Source organism: Amorphoplanes friuliensis DSM 7358, assembly GCF_000494755.1.
Classification (GTDB): domain Bacteria; phylum Actinomycetota; class Actinomycetes; order Mycobacteriales; family Micromonosporaceae; genus Actinoplanes; species Actinoplanes friuliensis.
This window is the reverse complement of the sequence record NC_022657.1, coordinates 326,854-341,357: the sequence shown is the minus strand read 5'-3', so window position 1 is coordinate 341,357 and position 14,504 is coordinate 326,854. Positions and strand designations below refer to the sequence as shown.

12 protein-coding genes are annotated in these 14,504 nt (G+C 69.5%); 6 read left to right on the top strand and 6 right to left on the bottom strand.

Going from position 1 to position 14,504, the window contains the following annotated elements:
* Position 1 precedes the first annotated feature (1 nt).
* On the top strand, positions 2–835 hold the full coding sequence (locus AFR_RS01660) for an SWIM zinc finger family protein (protein ID WP_023357554.1): 834 nt from the start codon (positions 2–4) through the stop codon (positions 833–835).
* Positions 836–884: 49 nt separating this feature from the next.
* On the opposite strand, the gene AFR_RS01655 is transcribed toward AFR_RS01660, so the two are convergent.
* On the bottom strand, positions 885–2,492 hold the full coding sequence (locus AFR_RS01655) for a beta-1,3-glucanase family protein (protein ID WP_041840512.1): 1,608 nt from the start codon (positions 2,490–2,492) through the stop codon (positions 885–887).
* Positions 2,493–2,636: 144 nt separating this feature from the next.
* Between AFR_RS01655 and AFR_RS01650 the strand changes: the two genes are divergently transcribed.
* The 4 genes from AFR_RS01650 to AFR_RS01635 all read left to right on the top strand — a co-directional run bounded on the left by AFR_RS01650 (position 2,637) and on the right by AFR_RS01635 (position 7,487).
* Entirely contained in the window at positions 2,637–3,593 is a 957-nt protein-coding gene (locus AFR_RS01650) for an aldo/keto reductase (protein WP_193786348.1), read from the top strand.
* Between the two features lie 13 nt (positions 3,594–3,606).
* Positions 3,607–4,584 (top strand): alpha-hydroxy acid oxidase, encoded by a 978-nt coding sequence (locus AFR_RS01645; protein WP_041840511.1) that lies wholly within the window; start codon positions 3,607–3,609, stop codon positions 4,582–4,584.
* Between the two features lie 106 nt (positions 4,585–4,690).
* The gene (locus tag AFR_RS01640; RefSeq protein ID WP_148307848.1) at positions 4,691–6,220 is read left to right on the top strand and encodes a hypothetical protein; all 1,530 of its coding nucleotides are present in this window, start codon (positions 4,691–4,693) and stop codon (positions 6,218–6,220) included.
* Positions 6,210–7,487, top strand: coding sequence for a glycosyltransferase family 2 protein (locus tag AFR_RS01635; protein WP_023357549.1), 1,278 nt, complete (start codon positions 6,210–6,212; stop codon positions 7,485–7,487). Before AFR_RS01640 ends, AFR_RS01635 begins: the two co-directional genes overlap by 11 nt.
* Here the strand turns inward: AFR_RS01635 and AFR_RS01630 are convergent.
* From AFR_RS01630 to AFR_RS01615, 4 genes are all read right to left on the bottom strand, one after another.
* Positions 7,471–8,991 (bottom strand): COG1361 family protein, encoded by a 1,521-nt coding sequence (locus AFR_RS01630; RefSeq protein WP_148307847.1) that lies wholly within the window; start codon positions 8,989–8,991, stop codon positions 7,471–7,473. The genes AFR_RS01635 and AFR_RS01630 overlap by 17 nt on opposite strands.
* An 86-nt stretch (positions 8,992–9,077) precedes the next feature.
* Positions 9,078–9,929: a menaquinone biosynthetic enzyme MqnA/MqnD family protein gene (locus tag AFR_RS01625; protein ID WP_023357547.1), complete on the bottom strand. Its 852-nt coding sequence runs from the start codon at positions 9,927–9,929 to the stop codon at positions 9,078–9,080.
* The gene (locus tag AFR_RS01620; protein WP_023357546.1) at positions 9,926–11,176 is read right to left on the bottom strand and encodes an MFS transporter; all 1,251 of its coding nucleotides are present in this window, start codon (positions 11,174–11,176) and stop codon (positions 9,926–9,928) included. Before AFR_RS01620 ends, AFR_RS01625 begins: the two co-directional genes overlap by 4 nt.
* Before the next feature lie 32 nt (positions 11,177–11,208).
* Positions 11,209–11,787, bottom strand: a complete 579-nt coding sequence (locus AFR_RS01615) for an ArsR/SmtB family transcription factor (protein ID WP_041840510.1) — start codon at positions 11,785–11,787, stop codon at positions 11,209–11,211.
* A 179-nt stretch (positions 11,788–11,966) separates the two neighbouring features.
* Here AFR_RS01615 and AFR_RS01610 point away from each other — a divergent pair, with 179 nt between their 5' ends.
* Positions 11,967–14,033, top strand: a complete 2,067-nt coding sequence (locus AFR_RS01610; protein WP_023357544.1) for a HelD family protein — start codon at positions 11,967–11,969, stop codon at positions 14,031–14,033.
* Here AFR_RS01610 and AFR_RS01605 read toward each other — a convergent pair.
* Positions 14,020–14,442 (bottom strand): GNAT family N-acetyltransferase, encoded by a 423-nt coding sequence (locus AFR_RS01605; protein ID WP_023357543.1) that lies wholly within the window; start codon positions 14,440–14,442, stop codon positions 14,020–14,022. The two genes, AFR_RS01610 and AFR_RS01605, sit on opposite strands and share 14 nt — an antisense overlap.
* Positions 14,443–14,504: the final 62 nt, after the last annotated feature.

Below are 14,504 nucleotides of genomic sequence, written 5' to 3'. Positions count from 1 at the left end.
CATGCCCGTCGACCCCGAGGGACGCTGGTTCGACAGCACCGGCCCGATCCACGTGGACGGCGGCCTGGCCGTGCGCGCCAAACGCGGCAAGATCGGCGAGCAGTGGTGGTCCCGCCGCTTTGTCGACATCCTCGAGCAGACCTGCGACGCGGGCCGGCTGGCGCGCGGCCGGTCCTACGCCCGCAAGGGTCAGGTCATGGACTTCGAGCTGACGCCCGGTCAGGTCACCGGCCGGGTGCAGGGTTCCCGGCCGGAGCCCTACCAGGTGACGATCAGCATCCCGGCGTTCGACAAGCCACAGTGGACACGGATTCTCGACGCGCTCGGATCGCAGGCCCTGTACCGCGCGGCACTGCTCGCGGGCGACATGCCCCACGAGCTGGTCGACGTTTTTGACGAGCTGGAGCTGCCGCTCTTTCCGTCCCGACTGGACATGGACTGCTCCTGCCCCGACTGGGGCAAGCCCTGCAAACACGTCTCCGCTGTGCTCTACGTGCTGGCGGAAGCGTTCGACGACGACCCGTTCCTGGTGCTGGCGTGGCGAGGTCGCGGCCGCGAAGAGCTGCTGGCCGCACTGCGCGGATTGCCCGAGCCCGTCGAGACCATCGACCCCCTGGCGGTCGACGAGGTTGCACTCGAGACCCGTCTCCACGACTTCTACACACCGGGCATCTCGTTGAGCCGTCTGCGCGAACGCCCCGGCCGTGTCACCGTCCCACCGGAGCTGCTGCTGCGCGTCCTGGACTCACCACAGGTCCGCGTGCGACACATCCCCATTGTGGACATTCTGCGACCCGCCTATCGCGACCTGGCCGAACCACAGGGGTCCACATAGGGCGAAGGTGGCGGATCCATCGGTATCCGCCACCTCCTACAGGCGAGGCTCAGCCCTTGTGCCACTTCTGGTTGGCCGTGCCGGCGCAGTCCCAGAGCTGGAGGCGGGCACCGTCGGCGCCGTTCCAGTCCTTGATGTCCACGCACTTGTTGGACTGCGGGTTGACCAGGTCACCCGCACCCGAGAGCACAAACTGCTGCGCGCCCGTGCCGTTGCAGGTGTAGAGCTGGATCGCCGAGCCGGCCGCGGTGGAGCCGCCCGCCACGTCCATGCACTTGTTGTTCTGCGCCTGCAGCGCACCGTTGACCGCGGTCCACTTCTGGGCGTTGCTGCCGTTGCAGGTCCACGTCTGCAGCGGCGCACTGTCGACGAAGTTCCCACTGGGGACGTCGACACACTTGCCGTTCCAGTCGCTGATGACCGACTGGCCGCTGCCGGACGGCGGCGGGGTCGTCGGGCCACCGGCGCCGAACGGCGTCAGGATCAGGCCCGCAGCACGCGGGTCGCCGTCGTGCACCAGCGACTCGAAGGCGCCGACGTCGTCGAAGGCGAACGCGTACGCCTTACCGTCCGCCATGTTCTGGTGGATGATCTTCGCGTACTGGTTCGTCGGGCTGTTCTGGTAGAACTGCGCCGCGTTGGTGCTCGGCTGCGTGTCGATCGTGCCGAGTGTGCCCCGGTTCAGGGCCGCGCAGAGCGTGCGCGAGATCGGGCCGACGATGAGGTCGTTCGGTGCCGGCAGGTCCCCGTCGCAGCCCCAGACGCTGGCCGACGACGGCTTGTTGAACGACGCCACCCGCGCACCGGCGCTGTTGGTGAAGTTCATGACGTTGCCCGTGGTACGCCCGAAGTACTTCGTGTTCGGCTGATCCCCGAACGGCACGACCGTCAGCGTCTTGTTCACGTACGCGTTCCACGCCGACGTGATGTACGAGTCGAGGTAGTTCGTGGGGAGCAGACCGGCGCCCGCGGCCTTACCCGGGGCGAGTGCGCGCAGCACCGTACCGTCGGAGCGGGTGTAGACCGTGTTGGCCCAGCCCGGAGCGGCCTTGATCGCGTTGATCACGTTGTTGCGGCCGTTGTTGACCGGCTCTCCGGTCTTCTTGGTGACGCCGGAGGCGCCCGTGACCGTGACCGCGTGCGGCACCGAGAACATGTCGACCTGCGAGCTGTTGAGCCACAGACCGGAGTCGTTGTAGGTGAACTCGCTCCAGTCGAAGAGGATGTTGTAGTTCGCGTCGCCGCTGGCCCACGGCGCCGGCTGGACCAGGCCGTCCGGCGTCAGGAAGAACTTGAGCTTCTCGCCGAGGGAGAAGTAGACACGGCCGGAGAAGCCACGCGGGAAGTTGACGGTCGTCGCGCCGCCGTTGCCGGGCCCGCCGATCGCCACGTCGGGGGCGGGCGACGGGGGGTTCGCACCGGCCGGCCACGGGGTGAAGGTTCCGCCCTGATTGACGTACCCGAGGCGGTTGGTGTTGAGGTTGATCCCGATCACGTAGACGTAGACGGCTTCGCCACGGCCGGTGTTGTTGGTGACGGTGACCGGGAGGATCGCCGGTCCGATGGCCTGGGCGGGCGACGCGACCGAGACGGCCGCGACGGGGAGGGCCACAGCTATCGCGGCCAGCGCATGCAGGAGTTTGGATCTGGTACGCACGATGACTCCTCGGAGACGGACGGCGCGGTGGGTACGCCAGAGAGCGCTCTCACAGCTTGAAATGGTTAACACTGTGTGTCAATAGACAACGGCTGATGTATTACCGGGTTATTTCGCGCAACCGGGGCGGCATAGGGTCGGATCATGAGTGAGATGAGCTACCGCCGCCTCGGCACCTCGGGCCTGGTCGTCTCCGTCGTCGGCATCGGCTGCAACAACTTCGGCCGCAAGCTGGACGTCGACGGCACCCGGGCGGTCGTCGACGCGGCGTTCGACGCGGGGATCACCCTCTTCGACACCGCGGACATCTACGGAAGCCCGCATGGCGCGTCCGAGGAGTTCCTGGGTGCGGCCCTGCAGGGGCGGCGTGACGAGATCGTGCTGGCCACGAAGTTCGGCATGGACATGGAGGGCCTGAACGGCGCCGACTTCGGCGCGCGAGGCTCCCGGCGGTACATCGTCCGGGCGGTCGAGGCCTCGCTCCGCCGCCTCGGCACCGATTACCTCGACCTCTACCAGATGCATCAGCCGGACGAGTCGACGCCGATCGAGGAGACCCTGTCGGCGCTCGACGACCTGGTCCGCAGCGGCAAGGTCCGCTACCTGGGCAACTCCAACTTCGCCGGCTGGCAGATCGCCGACGCGGACTGGACCGCACGGACCGCCGGCCACTCGCCCTTCATCAGCGCGCAGAACCAGTACAGCCTGTTGCACCGCGAGGTCGAGGACGAGGTTGTGCCGGCCTGTGAGCAGTTCGGGCTGGGCCTGCTGCCGTTCTTCCCGCTGGACAGTGGCCTGCTCAGCGGCAAGTACCACCGCGGGCAGACGGCGCCGGAGGGCAGCCGCCTGTCGCAGGACCGCTACCAGCGCTGGCTCGACGGCGCCGACTGGGACGCCATCGAGGCGCTGACGAAGTTCGGTGAGGAGCGGGGGCACAGCCTGCTCGAGGTGGCGATCGCCGGTCTGCTCGCCCAGCCCGCCGTGGCCAGCGTGATCGCCGGTGCGACCTCCGCCGAGCAGGTGCGGGCGAACGCCGAGGCGGGCACCTGGAGGTTCACCGCCGAGGACGTCGCCGCCCTGGACCAGATCCTGGCCGGCTGAGCGGAGCGGGAAGATGCACGAGGATGCAGCGCGGATGGCCCTTCCCGCGGCCGTCTACGCGTACTACCGGGACGGCGCCGGCGAGCAGATCTCCCGGGACGAGGCGACCGCTGCGTGGCGCGACTGGCGTTTTGTCCCGCGGCTGTTCCGGGACGTCTCGCGGATCAGTACGGAGCTCGAGCTGTTCGGCGCACGCCTGGCCGCGCCGGTGCTCGTCGGGCCGACCGCACTGCACACCCTCGCGCATCCCGAGGGGGAGGCCGCCACGGCCCGTGGCGTCGAGGCGGCCGGCTCCCTGTTTGTCCTGAGCTCCCGGTCCGGCCGGCCGCTCGAGGAGATCCCGCTGACGCGGCCCTGGTGGTTCCAGGCCTACGTGCTCCGGGACCGCAGCATCACCGAGCAGAACGTACGCCGGGCCGTGGCGGCGGGCGCGCGGGCGATCGTGCTCACCGCCGACGCCCCCTATGTCCTCAAGCGTGCGGTGCCGGAGGCCGGCGAGCTGGGACCGGCGAACCGGCCGCCGGGCCTGGAGCAGGATCCGGCTCTGGGCCCCGACGCGATCTCCTGGCTCGCCGAGATCTCCGGCCGCCCGGTGGTGGTCAAGGGTGTGCTGCGCCCGGAGGACGCCGTTCGGTGCGTCGAAGCGGGCGCGGCCGGAGTGATCGTCTCCAACCACGGCGGACGTCAGCTCGATCGGGCCCTCTCGACGGCGCGAGCGCTCGGCCCGGTGGCCGAGGCGGTCGGCGGGCGGGTGCCGGTGCTCGTCGACGGCGGCATCCACAACGGCGCCGACGTGCTGACGGCGTTGGCGCTCGGTGCGACAGCCGTGTTGATCGGGCGGCCGGTGTTGTGGGCACTCGCGACCGGCGGCGCTGAGGGCGTACGCGAGTGCCTGGACTTTTATGGTCGTGAACTTTCGCAGGTCATGGCCCAGGCGGGTCTGGCGACATTGGACGAAGTCGATTCCTCGGCTGTGACGCCCGTCACCTGAAGCCCACAAACCGGCATTAATCGTCATCTCTTCGGATGACGGCCGCTTCACAACCCGCCTGCCAGACTGGGACCGCCCTACTAGCCCCGGCCGTCCTGGATGTCCTTTGACGATCACCGCCGGCGCCCCGAGCGCCGACACGGAAGATCGGAAGTCGTCGGCCGGACGAGTGGCTTATGTGGCTTTTGCCGCTGTCCGACGGCACTCGTTCCTGCTCCTCGTGCTGGCGGCCGCCGTTGTCATGCGCCTGCTCATGCTCCGGGCGTACCCGTATGCGTTCTTCTTCCCGGACAGCAGGCCCTATGTGGCCGGTGCGTACGACAACATCCCGTACGACATCCGGCCGTTCGGGTATTCGGTGCTGCTGAAGCCTTTTGTGCCCGGACCGCTGCAGCACGTGGCGGTCGCGCAGCACATTCTCGGCCTCTGCCTGATCGTTGCCGGATATGCGTTCCTGGTGCACCGCCGCGTCTGGCCGTGGCTGGCGGCGCTGGCCATGGTGCCGATCGCGCTGGACGCCCGGCAGCTGACCCTCGAGCACTACGTGCTGGCCGAGACCACCTATGTCGCGCTGACCGTCTTCGCGCTGATCGTGCTGGGCTGGCGGGAAAAGATCGGAGTGTTCGCGGCCGGGATCGCCGGCCTGCTGCTCGGATTTGCCGCGATCACCCGGACCGTCGGGTTGCCCGTCGTGGCGCTGGTTGTGCTCTACCTGCTGGTGCGGCGCGTCGGCTGGGCGCGGCTCGTCGTGTTCCTGCTGCCGGTCGGCCTGATCCTCGGTGGCTACCTCGTCTGGTACCACCAGACCTACAAGGTCTACGCGTTCGGGCAGTTCCAGGGCCGCTTCCTGTACGGCCGGGTCATGCCGATCGCCGACTGCGACAAGCTCGAACTCACACCGCTGCAGCGCAGCCTCTGCATGCCGAACGCGCCGCTGCGCTGGAAACAGCGGCCGGACCAGTACATCTGGAATCCGAGCAGCCCCGTCAACCGGCTCTACCCCAGCACGATCAACGACGAGTTCATCGGCGAGTTCGCCAAGGAAGTCATCAAGCAGCAGCCGGGTGACTACTTCGGGATGGTGCTGACCGAGATCGGCTGGCATCTGCTGCCGTCGGCGCCGCTGTGGCCGTACAACCGGTGTCCACAGGAGAAGTGGCTGCCGCCGGCGATGCCCGGTGAGTCGTGCAACGCCGCGTACTACCTCGACACGTTCTCGCCGCTCAGTGTGCCCGAGCCCACGATCAAGGTGCCGAATCCACGGGGTGAGCAGCTCCGCGCGTACGGGGAAAAAATGACCACCCCCGGCACGGTCTATGCCGTCGGGATTGTGCTCGCGCTGCTGGCCGCGGTTTTCCGGCCGCGCCGCTTCAGCTGGCGCGGTGCCGCCGACGCGCTGCTCTTCGTGGGCACCGGCTTCGGCCTGATCGTCGTCTCGGTGGCGACCAGCATGTTCGATTACCGGTACGCAAACCCGGCCGTGCTGCTGATCCCGATGGGAATCGCCCTGGCTGTCAACCGAATCGTGGCTGCCGCGCGTCTCAAGAGAGAACCGCCACCTCCGGCCGATGCGCCGGTCCGCACCATCAGTATTCCGACCCAAGTGAAGAAAGCAGTCGCCGAACATGTCAAGTGACGTCGAGGTCACCGTCCTGCTGCCCTGCCTGAACGAGGCGGAGACCCTCGAGACCTGTGTTCGCAAGGCGTTGCGGTCGCTCGCCGAGCTGGGCGTTCAGGGTGAGGTCCTGGTGAGCGACAACGGTTCCACCGACGGCTCGCAGGAGATAGCCGTCCGCTCGGGTGCCCGGGTGGTGCACGCGCCGCGCAAGGGTTACGGCGCCGCGCTGATCACCGGCATCGCCGAGGCCCGCGGTCGCTACGTCATCATGGCGGACGCCGACGACTCCTACGACCTGTCCCACCTCGGGCCCTTCATCGACAAGCTCCGCGAAGGCCACGACGTGGTCATGGGCAACCGTTTCCGGGGCGGCATCAGCCCGGGCGCCATGCCGTTCCTCCACCGGTACCTCGGCAACCCGGTGCTGTCCTGGCTGGGCCGGGCGCTCTTCGGCCTCAAGGGCATCGGCGACTTCCACTGCGGCATCCGGGGCTTCGACCGGGACCGCATCCGCGACCTGGACCTGCGCATGCCGGGCATGGAGTTCGCGTCGGAGCTGGTCGTGCGGGCCTCGCTGAACGGTTACGACATGACCGAGGTGCCGACGACGTTGCAGCCGGACGGCCGCAGCCGTGCCCCGCACCTGCGGACGTGGCGCGACGGCTGGCGCCACCTGCGGTTCCTGCTGGTCTTCTCACCGCGGCGGACGCTGGTCTGGCCCGGCCTGATCGTGTTCCTGCTGGGCCTGATCGGCACCGCGCGGCTCGCGACCGGCTCCCGGCACGTCGCCGGTGTCGAGTTCGACGTGAACGCCCTGGTCTACGCGTGCCTGGCGGTCCTGGTCGGCGCCCAGCTGATGCTCTTCGGCGGTTTTGCGGAGCTCTACGGCCGCTTCGAAGGGCTGGTCCGCGACGACCGGCCGAGCCGCTGGGCACGCTGGCTGACCTTCGAACGCTGCATCATGATCGGGCTCTCGCTGATGGCGCTCGGCCTGACCGGCACCATCATCGCCGTGACCAACTGGGGCCAGGCCGGCTTCGGTGAGCTCGACCCGCGCGGCACGATCCGCCTGGTGCTGCCGTCCGCGACGGCCATCGCCCTCGGCGTGATCGGTGTCTTCTCGGGCCTCTTCGCCAGCCTGCTGACCCTGCGCGGGATGCGCACGGCACCGCTGCCGAAGAAGATCGTGCGGACGGTCCCGCGGCAGCCCGTGGGCGGTACTCGCTCCGGTACGGGAACCCACACGGTTCCCGTACCGGAGTCGGAGCCTATTCCGCGATCGTGACGATCCGGCGGCGCCGGGCCAGCACGAAGGCAACGGCGCCGCCGACCAGCAGCAGCGCACCGCCACCGGCCAGCAGACCGGCCGGCGCACCCGTGACGGGCAGGCCGCCACCGCCACCGGCGGAGGACACCTTCACCTCGATCTTCGCGACGTTGTTGCTGGTCTTCGGGTCCTGCACACCGCCGTTGACGGTCACCGTGCCCTCGTCCTCGTTCTCACCGTCGTTGATCTTCGCGGTGAAGGAGTAGAGCACCTTCTCGCCCTTGGCATAACTGCCGAGCGCGACGCAGAGGTAGTCGTGACCGGAGACCTGACCCTCCTGGCCCCACGACGGCTCGCCGTCACCGGCGGGGACACAACTGTCGTCCACCTCGGTCAGCGTCAGGCCGGACGGGATCCGCACCTTCGTCGACAGGTACGAGTTCTGCTGCGGCCAGATCGTGGCCGCCGGGCCGTCGTTCCGGAAACCGACCTTGATCGTGCGGGTGTCACCGATGGCGCCGGTGAAGTTGTCACCGATCGCGACCAGGTCAGCCGGGTTCTTGGAGACCTTGACCACGAACGACGCGATGTTGTCCCAGTCGTTCAGCTCGCTCTCGTCGATGTCCTCGGCGAGGCTCTGGCGCAGCGGCACGAGCGCCAGCTTGGTGCCGGACTTCTGCAGCGCGGCCTTCTTGGCCGTGGCCGCGGCCAGGTCGAGGTCGTCGTCGGCCCCGAACGCGAACATGCCGGCGTAGTAGTCGGCCGGGCCGGGGGCGTCCGCTGCGGCCTTGACGGTCAACGGCGTCGACGGGTCGATGGTGAGGATCTCGTCGGGGCCGATCGTCTGCTCGAAGAAGCAGACCACCCCGAGCAGGTCCTCGACCGTCTGGCAGTTGCTGTACTTCGCCGGGAAGCTGACGTACGGCTCGCCGACAAAACCGAGGGCGACGGTTTCCACGGGCTTGTTGCCGTTGTTGCGCACCTCGACCGGGACCGGCGCCGACTTGCCCGGCGCCAGCTTGATGTCCGCGATCGGCGCGACCTCGAGGTCGGCACCCGCGGTGGCACGCACGACGGTGACCGAGGCGACCATCTTTCCGTCGGGACCGCCGACGGCCACGCCGACGTCGAAGCTGGCGCCGAGATCGGGCAGGGCGGCCGTGGGCTTGACCGTGAAGGTCAGCACCTTGCGGGCCCCGGGAGCCAGATCATTGATCTTGCAGGACGTCGGCCCACAGCCCGGAGGGGGCGTAAAGCCGATGCTCGGGTCGATCGGGGAGTCCGCGCCGTATTCCACGACGATGCCCTTGGCGGTCGCACCACCGAGGTTGAAGATCTCGACCGGGACGGCCTTGCTGCGGCCGTCAACCGTGACCACCCGCTCCGGAACGAGGATGTCGATCAGCGGCCAGTTGTCGTCGGGCTCAGCCGCATGCGCGGGAGCCGCGGCACCAACGATGGTCGTCAGTCCGAGGAGGGCGACCGGCAGGGCGAGCCGGCCGAGAAAGGAGTGCAGACGCATGGTCACCACTTCGATGTGCAGTGAGAAGGTCCGCGAAGACTAGGAGAAGCCTTGTCCCGGCGCTACCCCGCCGGGAGGAAAGCGGGCTATACCTGGGCGAAGATCGGTCCGTCCTCGGGCAACGCGGGTGCCTCGCCCCGCGCGGCGGCCCGGCGGGCGAACTCCCGCACACCCTCGATCTGCCGCTCACCCAGCGAAAAGTCCAGCGCCCGGAAGTACGTCGCCAGCGTCGCGGCGTCGAACGGCTCCCAGCGCGCGGCGGACTCGGCGACGTCGTCCAGCTCGCCGAGACACAGATCACGGGAGCGCTGGAACGCCTCGTGCACGTCCTTCACGACACCCGGGTTGGCGGCGGCGAAGTCCTTGCGTACCGCCCAGACGGCGAAGACCATCGGCAGACCGGTCCACTCCTTCCAGGCCTCGGCCAGGTCGGTGACGTGGAGGCCGAGCGCCGGGGCCTCGTACAGGGCGCGGAGGGCCGGGTCACCGATCAGGACCGCGGCATCGGCCTCGAGCAGCATCTGCGTGAGCTCGGGCGGGCAGCGGAAGTATTCGGGCTCGGCACCGTACTTGTCGGCGAGCAGCATCTGGGCCAGCAGCACGCCGGTCCGGGACGTCGAACCGAGCGCGACCGGACGGCCGTCGAGCTCGTCGAGCGGCCGCGTCGAGACCAGGTTGACCGAGAGCACCGGCCCGTCGCTGCCGACCGCCAGGTTGGGCAGGAGCAGCAGATCGTCGGCGTTGCGCAGGTATTCGACCAGGGAGATCGGGCCGATGTCGAGGTCACCGGCGACCAGGGCGGCGTTGAGCCGGTCCGGGGTGTCCTTGTGCAGGTCGACGTCGAGCAGAGCGCCGGAGCGCATCAGGCCCCAGTAGATCGGCAGACAGTTCAGGAACTGGATGTGCCCGACCCGGGGACGTTGTACAGCGTCGCTCATGTCTTGACGCTATCTCCGGCGAGTTGCACCTGCCGGTCCCCCACCTGTGGCAAGGGAGCAATCTCACGTCCGGCCCGCCGCACGACCGGGAGACAGACGGCCACCGCGACCAGACCGGCCACACCCGCCGCGGCCACCAGCAGCCGCGGCTCAAAACGGTCGATGAGCGGGCCGGCGACGGCATAACCCAGCATCCCGGCGCCCTGCACTGCGGCGCCGAGGGTGGCGAACGCCTGCCCACGCGCCTGCTCCGGCACACGTTCCGCCATCACGACGTTGGTCAGCACGTTGATCCCGCCGTTGCCGGCGCCGCCGATCAGCCAGAGCGGCACCAGCAGCAGGGCATGCCAGGCTCCGGCGGCGAGCAACACGACCGCGCAGGTGACCCCGGCGCACAGCAGCGTCACCTGAACCATCCGGGCGGGCCCCGGCATGCGGTCACCGACCCGGCCGAAGAACCAGGCGCCGGCGAGCATCCCCGCGGTCCAGGTGGCGCTGAGCAGGCCGAACACCGTGGTCGACGCCCCGAGGGTCTCGCGGATGAAAAAGACCTCGATCACGGTGATCGCCCCGACTCCGGCCACCACCGCCGCTATCGCGCCGACCAGAACAGCGACCAGCCGGTCGTCCCGCAAGCGCCAGGCCACCGTCTCGCTGCGTGCAAGCCCGGCTGCGGGGACCCTCCGCGTACGGATGAGCAGGCCGGCCGCCACCAGAGAGAGATAGGTGGCGGCATCGATCAGCAGAGGCACGCGGATGCCGAACTGACCGACGAGCAGGCCGGCCGCCGCCGGGGCGATCAGCATGCCGACCATTCCCGCGGTCTGGTTGATGCCGCTCGCACGGGCCAGATGCTCCCGGCGGACCATCGCGGGCAGCAGCGCGGCCAGGGTCGGCTGGGTCACCGCGAGGCCGCAGGCCAGCACCGCCACCAGGGCGATGATCACGACTGTGCCCTCGGCGAAGGCCAGAGCCACGCAGACCAGGGCCTGGGCGATGCCCGCGATGATCAGCAGTTTGCGGCTGTCCACCCGGTCGGCGATCCGCCCGGTGATCGGGGCCAGCACCGCCAGTGGCAGGGCGGCCGCCAGCAGCAGACCCGAGACGGCCAGTCCACCGGCGCCGGCCGACTGCAACGCCAGAGCCAGTGCTGTGGCGGCGAGGAAGTCACCGCAGACGGAAACGCCGCGTGCTCCCGCCGCGAGATAGACGTCGGTCCAGCGCGACTCCGTAGTTGTGAAGGACATACTTCGAAAGTATTCCTTCACAACTTGCCTGTCTAGTCTGCGTCCACGGGGAAGGCTGCGTATTGGACGGCGACCGTTCGCGCGCCCTCCGGCGGATCGGCCAGCCGGGTCCGCCGCTGATAGGGCGCGAGCACCTCGCGGATCTTGTCCGACACCTCGCTCAGCTCATCCGCGGTGACCAGCAGCATCTGGTTCATCAGCGCGCTCGCATCACGCCACTGCTTCGGCTCCTCGTGCATGCCGGCCCACCACTGCCGCAGGCGCGCAAAGTCGCGGGTCAGATAGGCGTCGACCAGGGCGCTCTCGGCCGCCCAGGCCTCCGGCTCCTCGACGTCGCCGTCGAGGCTGAAACTGGGGTCGGTGCTGCGCCACACCCGTTCACGGCCGTCGCCACGGCTCGGCGCGTGCTCGACCAGGCCGTACTTGGCCAGCTCCCGCAGGTGGTAGCTGGTGGCGCTGGGCGAGAGCCCGACCAGCCGGGCGCACTCGGTCGCGGTGATCACCGCACCGGTACTCGCGAGATGCTCCATGATCTCGATCCGGGCCGGGTGGGCCAGCGCCCGCATCACCTGAGGGTCAGTGATTCTCCTGTTGCCGCGCTCGTCCGCCATGCACCCATGATCCCGGTCTTATTACGTCGCGTCGTCAGGGGCAGCCGCGTAGCATCGAACGCTCGCCCGCGGGGACCGCGCGCATCCCATCGGGCACAGCCGACACCTCTTCCGCAGAGGGGACGCCGGGCGGCCCAGGTCAGCCGAACAAAAACCACCGACGCCGAAAGGTTCTTCGGATGACGCTGCCTGCCCAACCCGACCTCGACGACGAGCTGCACGACGAACGCACCCACCTGATCGAGTCCCGCGCCGCCCTCGGCCGCATGCGGGGCCGCGCTGAGTCCCTCTTCGCCGTCGGCGCCGATGTGGCCGGCGACCCGTACGGCGCCGAAGCCCTGGGCCGCACCCTGTCGCGCCGCGTCGCCGAACTGGCCGACGACCCGACCACACCACTCTTCTTCGGCAAGCTCGACATCGACGAGGCGAAATACCACATCGGGCGGCGGCACGTCACCGACGACGCCGGCGAGCCGATGGTGCTGGACTGGCGCGCACCGCTCTCCCAGTCCTTCTACCGCGCCAGCGTCCGCGACCCGCAGGGCGTCGCCACCCGGCGCCGGTTCGGTTTTGTCAAAGGCGAGCTGACCAGCTTCGAGGACGAGCACCTGGACCGCGGCGAAGAGCTCGGCACCAAGAGCAGAATCCTGACGGCCGAGATCGAACGCCCTCGCGTCGGCCCGATGCGCGACATCGTCGCGACCATCCAGCCCGAGCAGGACGAGCTGGTCCGCGCCGAGCTGGAGGACTCCATCTGCGTCCAGGGGGCGCCCGGCACCGGTAAGACGGCGGTCGGGCTGCACCGCGCCGCGTACCTGCTCTACCTGCACCGCGAGCGTCTGCGCCGGTCCGGGGTGCTGATCGTCGGGCCGAACACCGCGTTTCTCTCGTACATCTCGGCGGTGCTGCCGGCCCTCGGCGAGGTCGAGGTGCAACAGGCGACGGTTGACGACCTGATCGCCCGGGCGCCCGTACGCGGCCGCGACACCGAGGCGGCGACGCTGCTCAAGCACGACCCGCGCATGGCCGAGGTGCTCCGCCGGGCCCTGTGGGGACGCCTCGGCAAGCCGGTCGAGCCAATCATGGTGTCGGACGGCTCGTACCGGTGGCGGATCGACCCGGAACCGCTGCGCCGCATCGTCGACGAGGCCCGCCGCGAGGACCTGCCCTACACCGTGGGCCGCGAGCGGGTCCGCGCCCGCGTGGTCGGCCTGCTGCAGCGGCAGTCCGAATACCGCACGGGCAACTCCCCCGGCGAGGGCTGGCTGCGCCGCATGAGCAAGATCCCTCAGGTACGCGACTTCCTCGAGACCTCGTGGCCCGCCGTGACCCCGGAGGCCCTGGTCGTCGGCCTGCTCTCCGAACCCGACGTCCTGTCAGCGGCCGCCGACGGCATCCTCACCGCCGACGAACAGGCCGTCCTGCTCTGGCCCAAGGCGCCCCGCACGGTGAAGGCCGCGAAGTTCAGCCCCGCCGACCTGGTGCTCCTCGACGAGGCCGCCGGCCTGCTCGAACGCGAGACCAGCTTCGGCCACGTGGTCGTCGACGAGGCCCAGGACCTGTCCCCGATGCAGGCCCGGGCGATCGCCCGGCGCAGCGAACACGGTTCCATCACCCTGCTCGGCGACCTCGCCCAGGGCACCGCCCCCTGGGCCGCCGCCGACTGGCGCGACACCCTCCGCCACCTGGGCAAACCTGACGCGGCCATCGTCCCGCTGACCATCGGCTTCCGCGTGCCCGCCGTGGTGGTCGAGCTGGCGAACAAGCTGCTGCCCGCTCTCGGTGTCGACGTACCCGAGGCGGTCTCCCTGCGCCGCGACGGTGACCTCGCGATCGTCGCCGTGCCGACGCCGTCCGAAGTGGATGCGGCCATGCTGGTCGAGGTGACCACGGCGCTGGAGCACGAGGGGTCGGTCGCTGTCATCGCGGCGGACACCGCGGTGGACCGGGTGCGTGCCCACCTCGCGACGGCGGGCCTGGAGGCCGCGACCCCCGACGACGTCGACTCCGAGGCGCGCGTCACGGTCGTGCCGGCCACGATCGTCAAGGGCCTCGAGTACGACCATGTTGTTGTCGTCGAGCCGGCCGAGATCGTCGCCGCCGAGCCCCGCGGCCTGCACCGGCTCTACGTGGTCCTGACCCGTGCAGTGTCCGGGCTTTCGGTGGTGCACTCCGCGCCGCTGCCCGGACCACTCGGCCCTGTCCCGGTCTCGCCCCCAGGGACGGCTGCACTCAGAGGGGCTTGACCCAGCGGGACCAGTCCTCCTGGCGGTGGTACCCGTTCGCCGCCCAGATGGCGTGGGCCTGGTCGTTGTCGTCGAGGACCATCGCGTCCATGCGGGTGCCGCCGAGGGCACGGGCGCGTTCCTCGGCGGCGGCGATCAGCGCGCCCCCGATGCCCGCACGGCGACGTTCCGGGTGCACGGCCAAGCGGTAGAGGTGGCACCGCCAGCCGTCCCAGCCCGCGATGATCGTGCCGATGATCCGGTCCTCCTCGACGGCCAGGATCAGGGCGTCCGCGTCCCGCAGATGCAGCGCAGCAACGGCCGCCAGGCTGTCCGGCGGCCGGCTCGCGTTCTCCGCGGCGGTCGCCCAGAACGTCAGCACAGCCGCCAGCTCGCGGGAATCGGCAGCTCGCAGCACCAGATCATTCACGGCCCTGAGCCTAGACAGCGTCCTTCAACTTTATGGCACAAAGTTCTTTAGCTTTGCGTGGT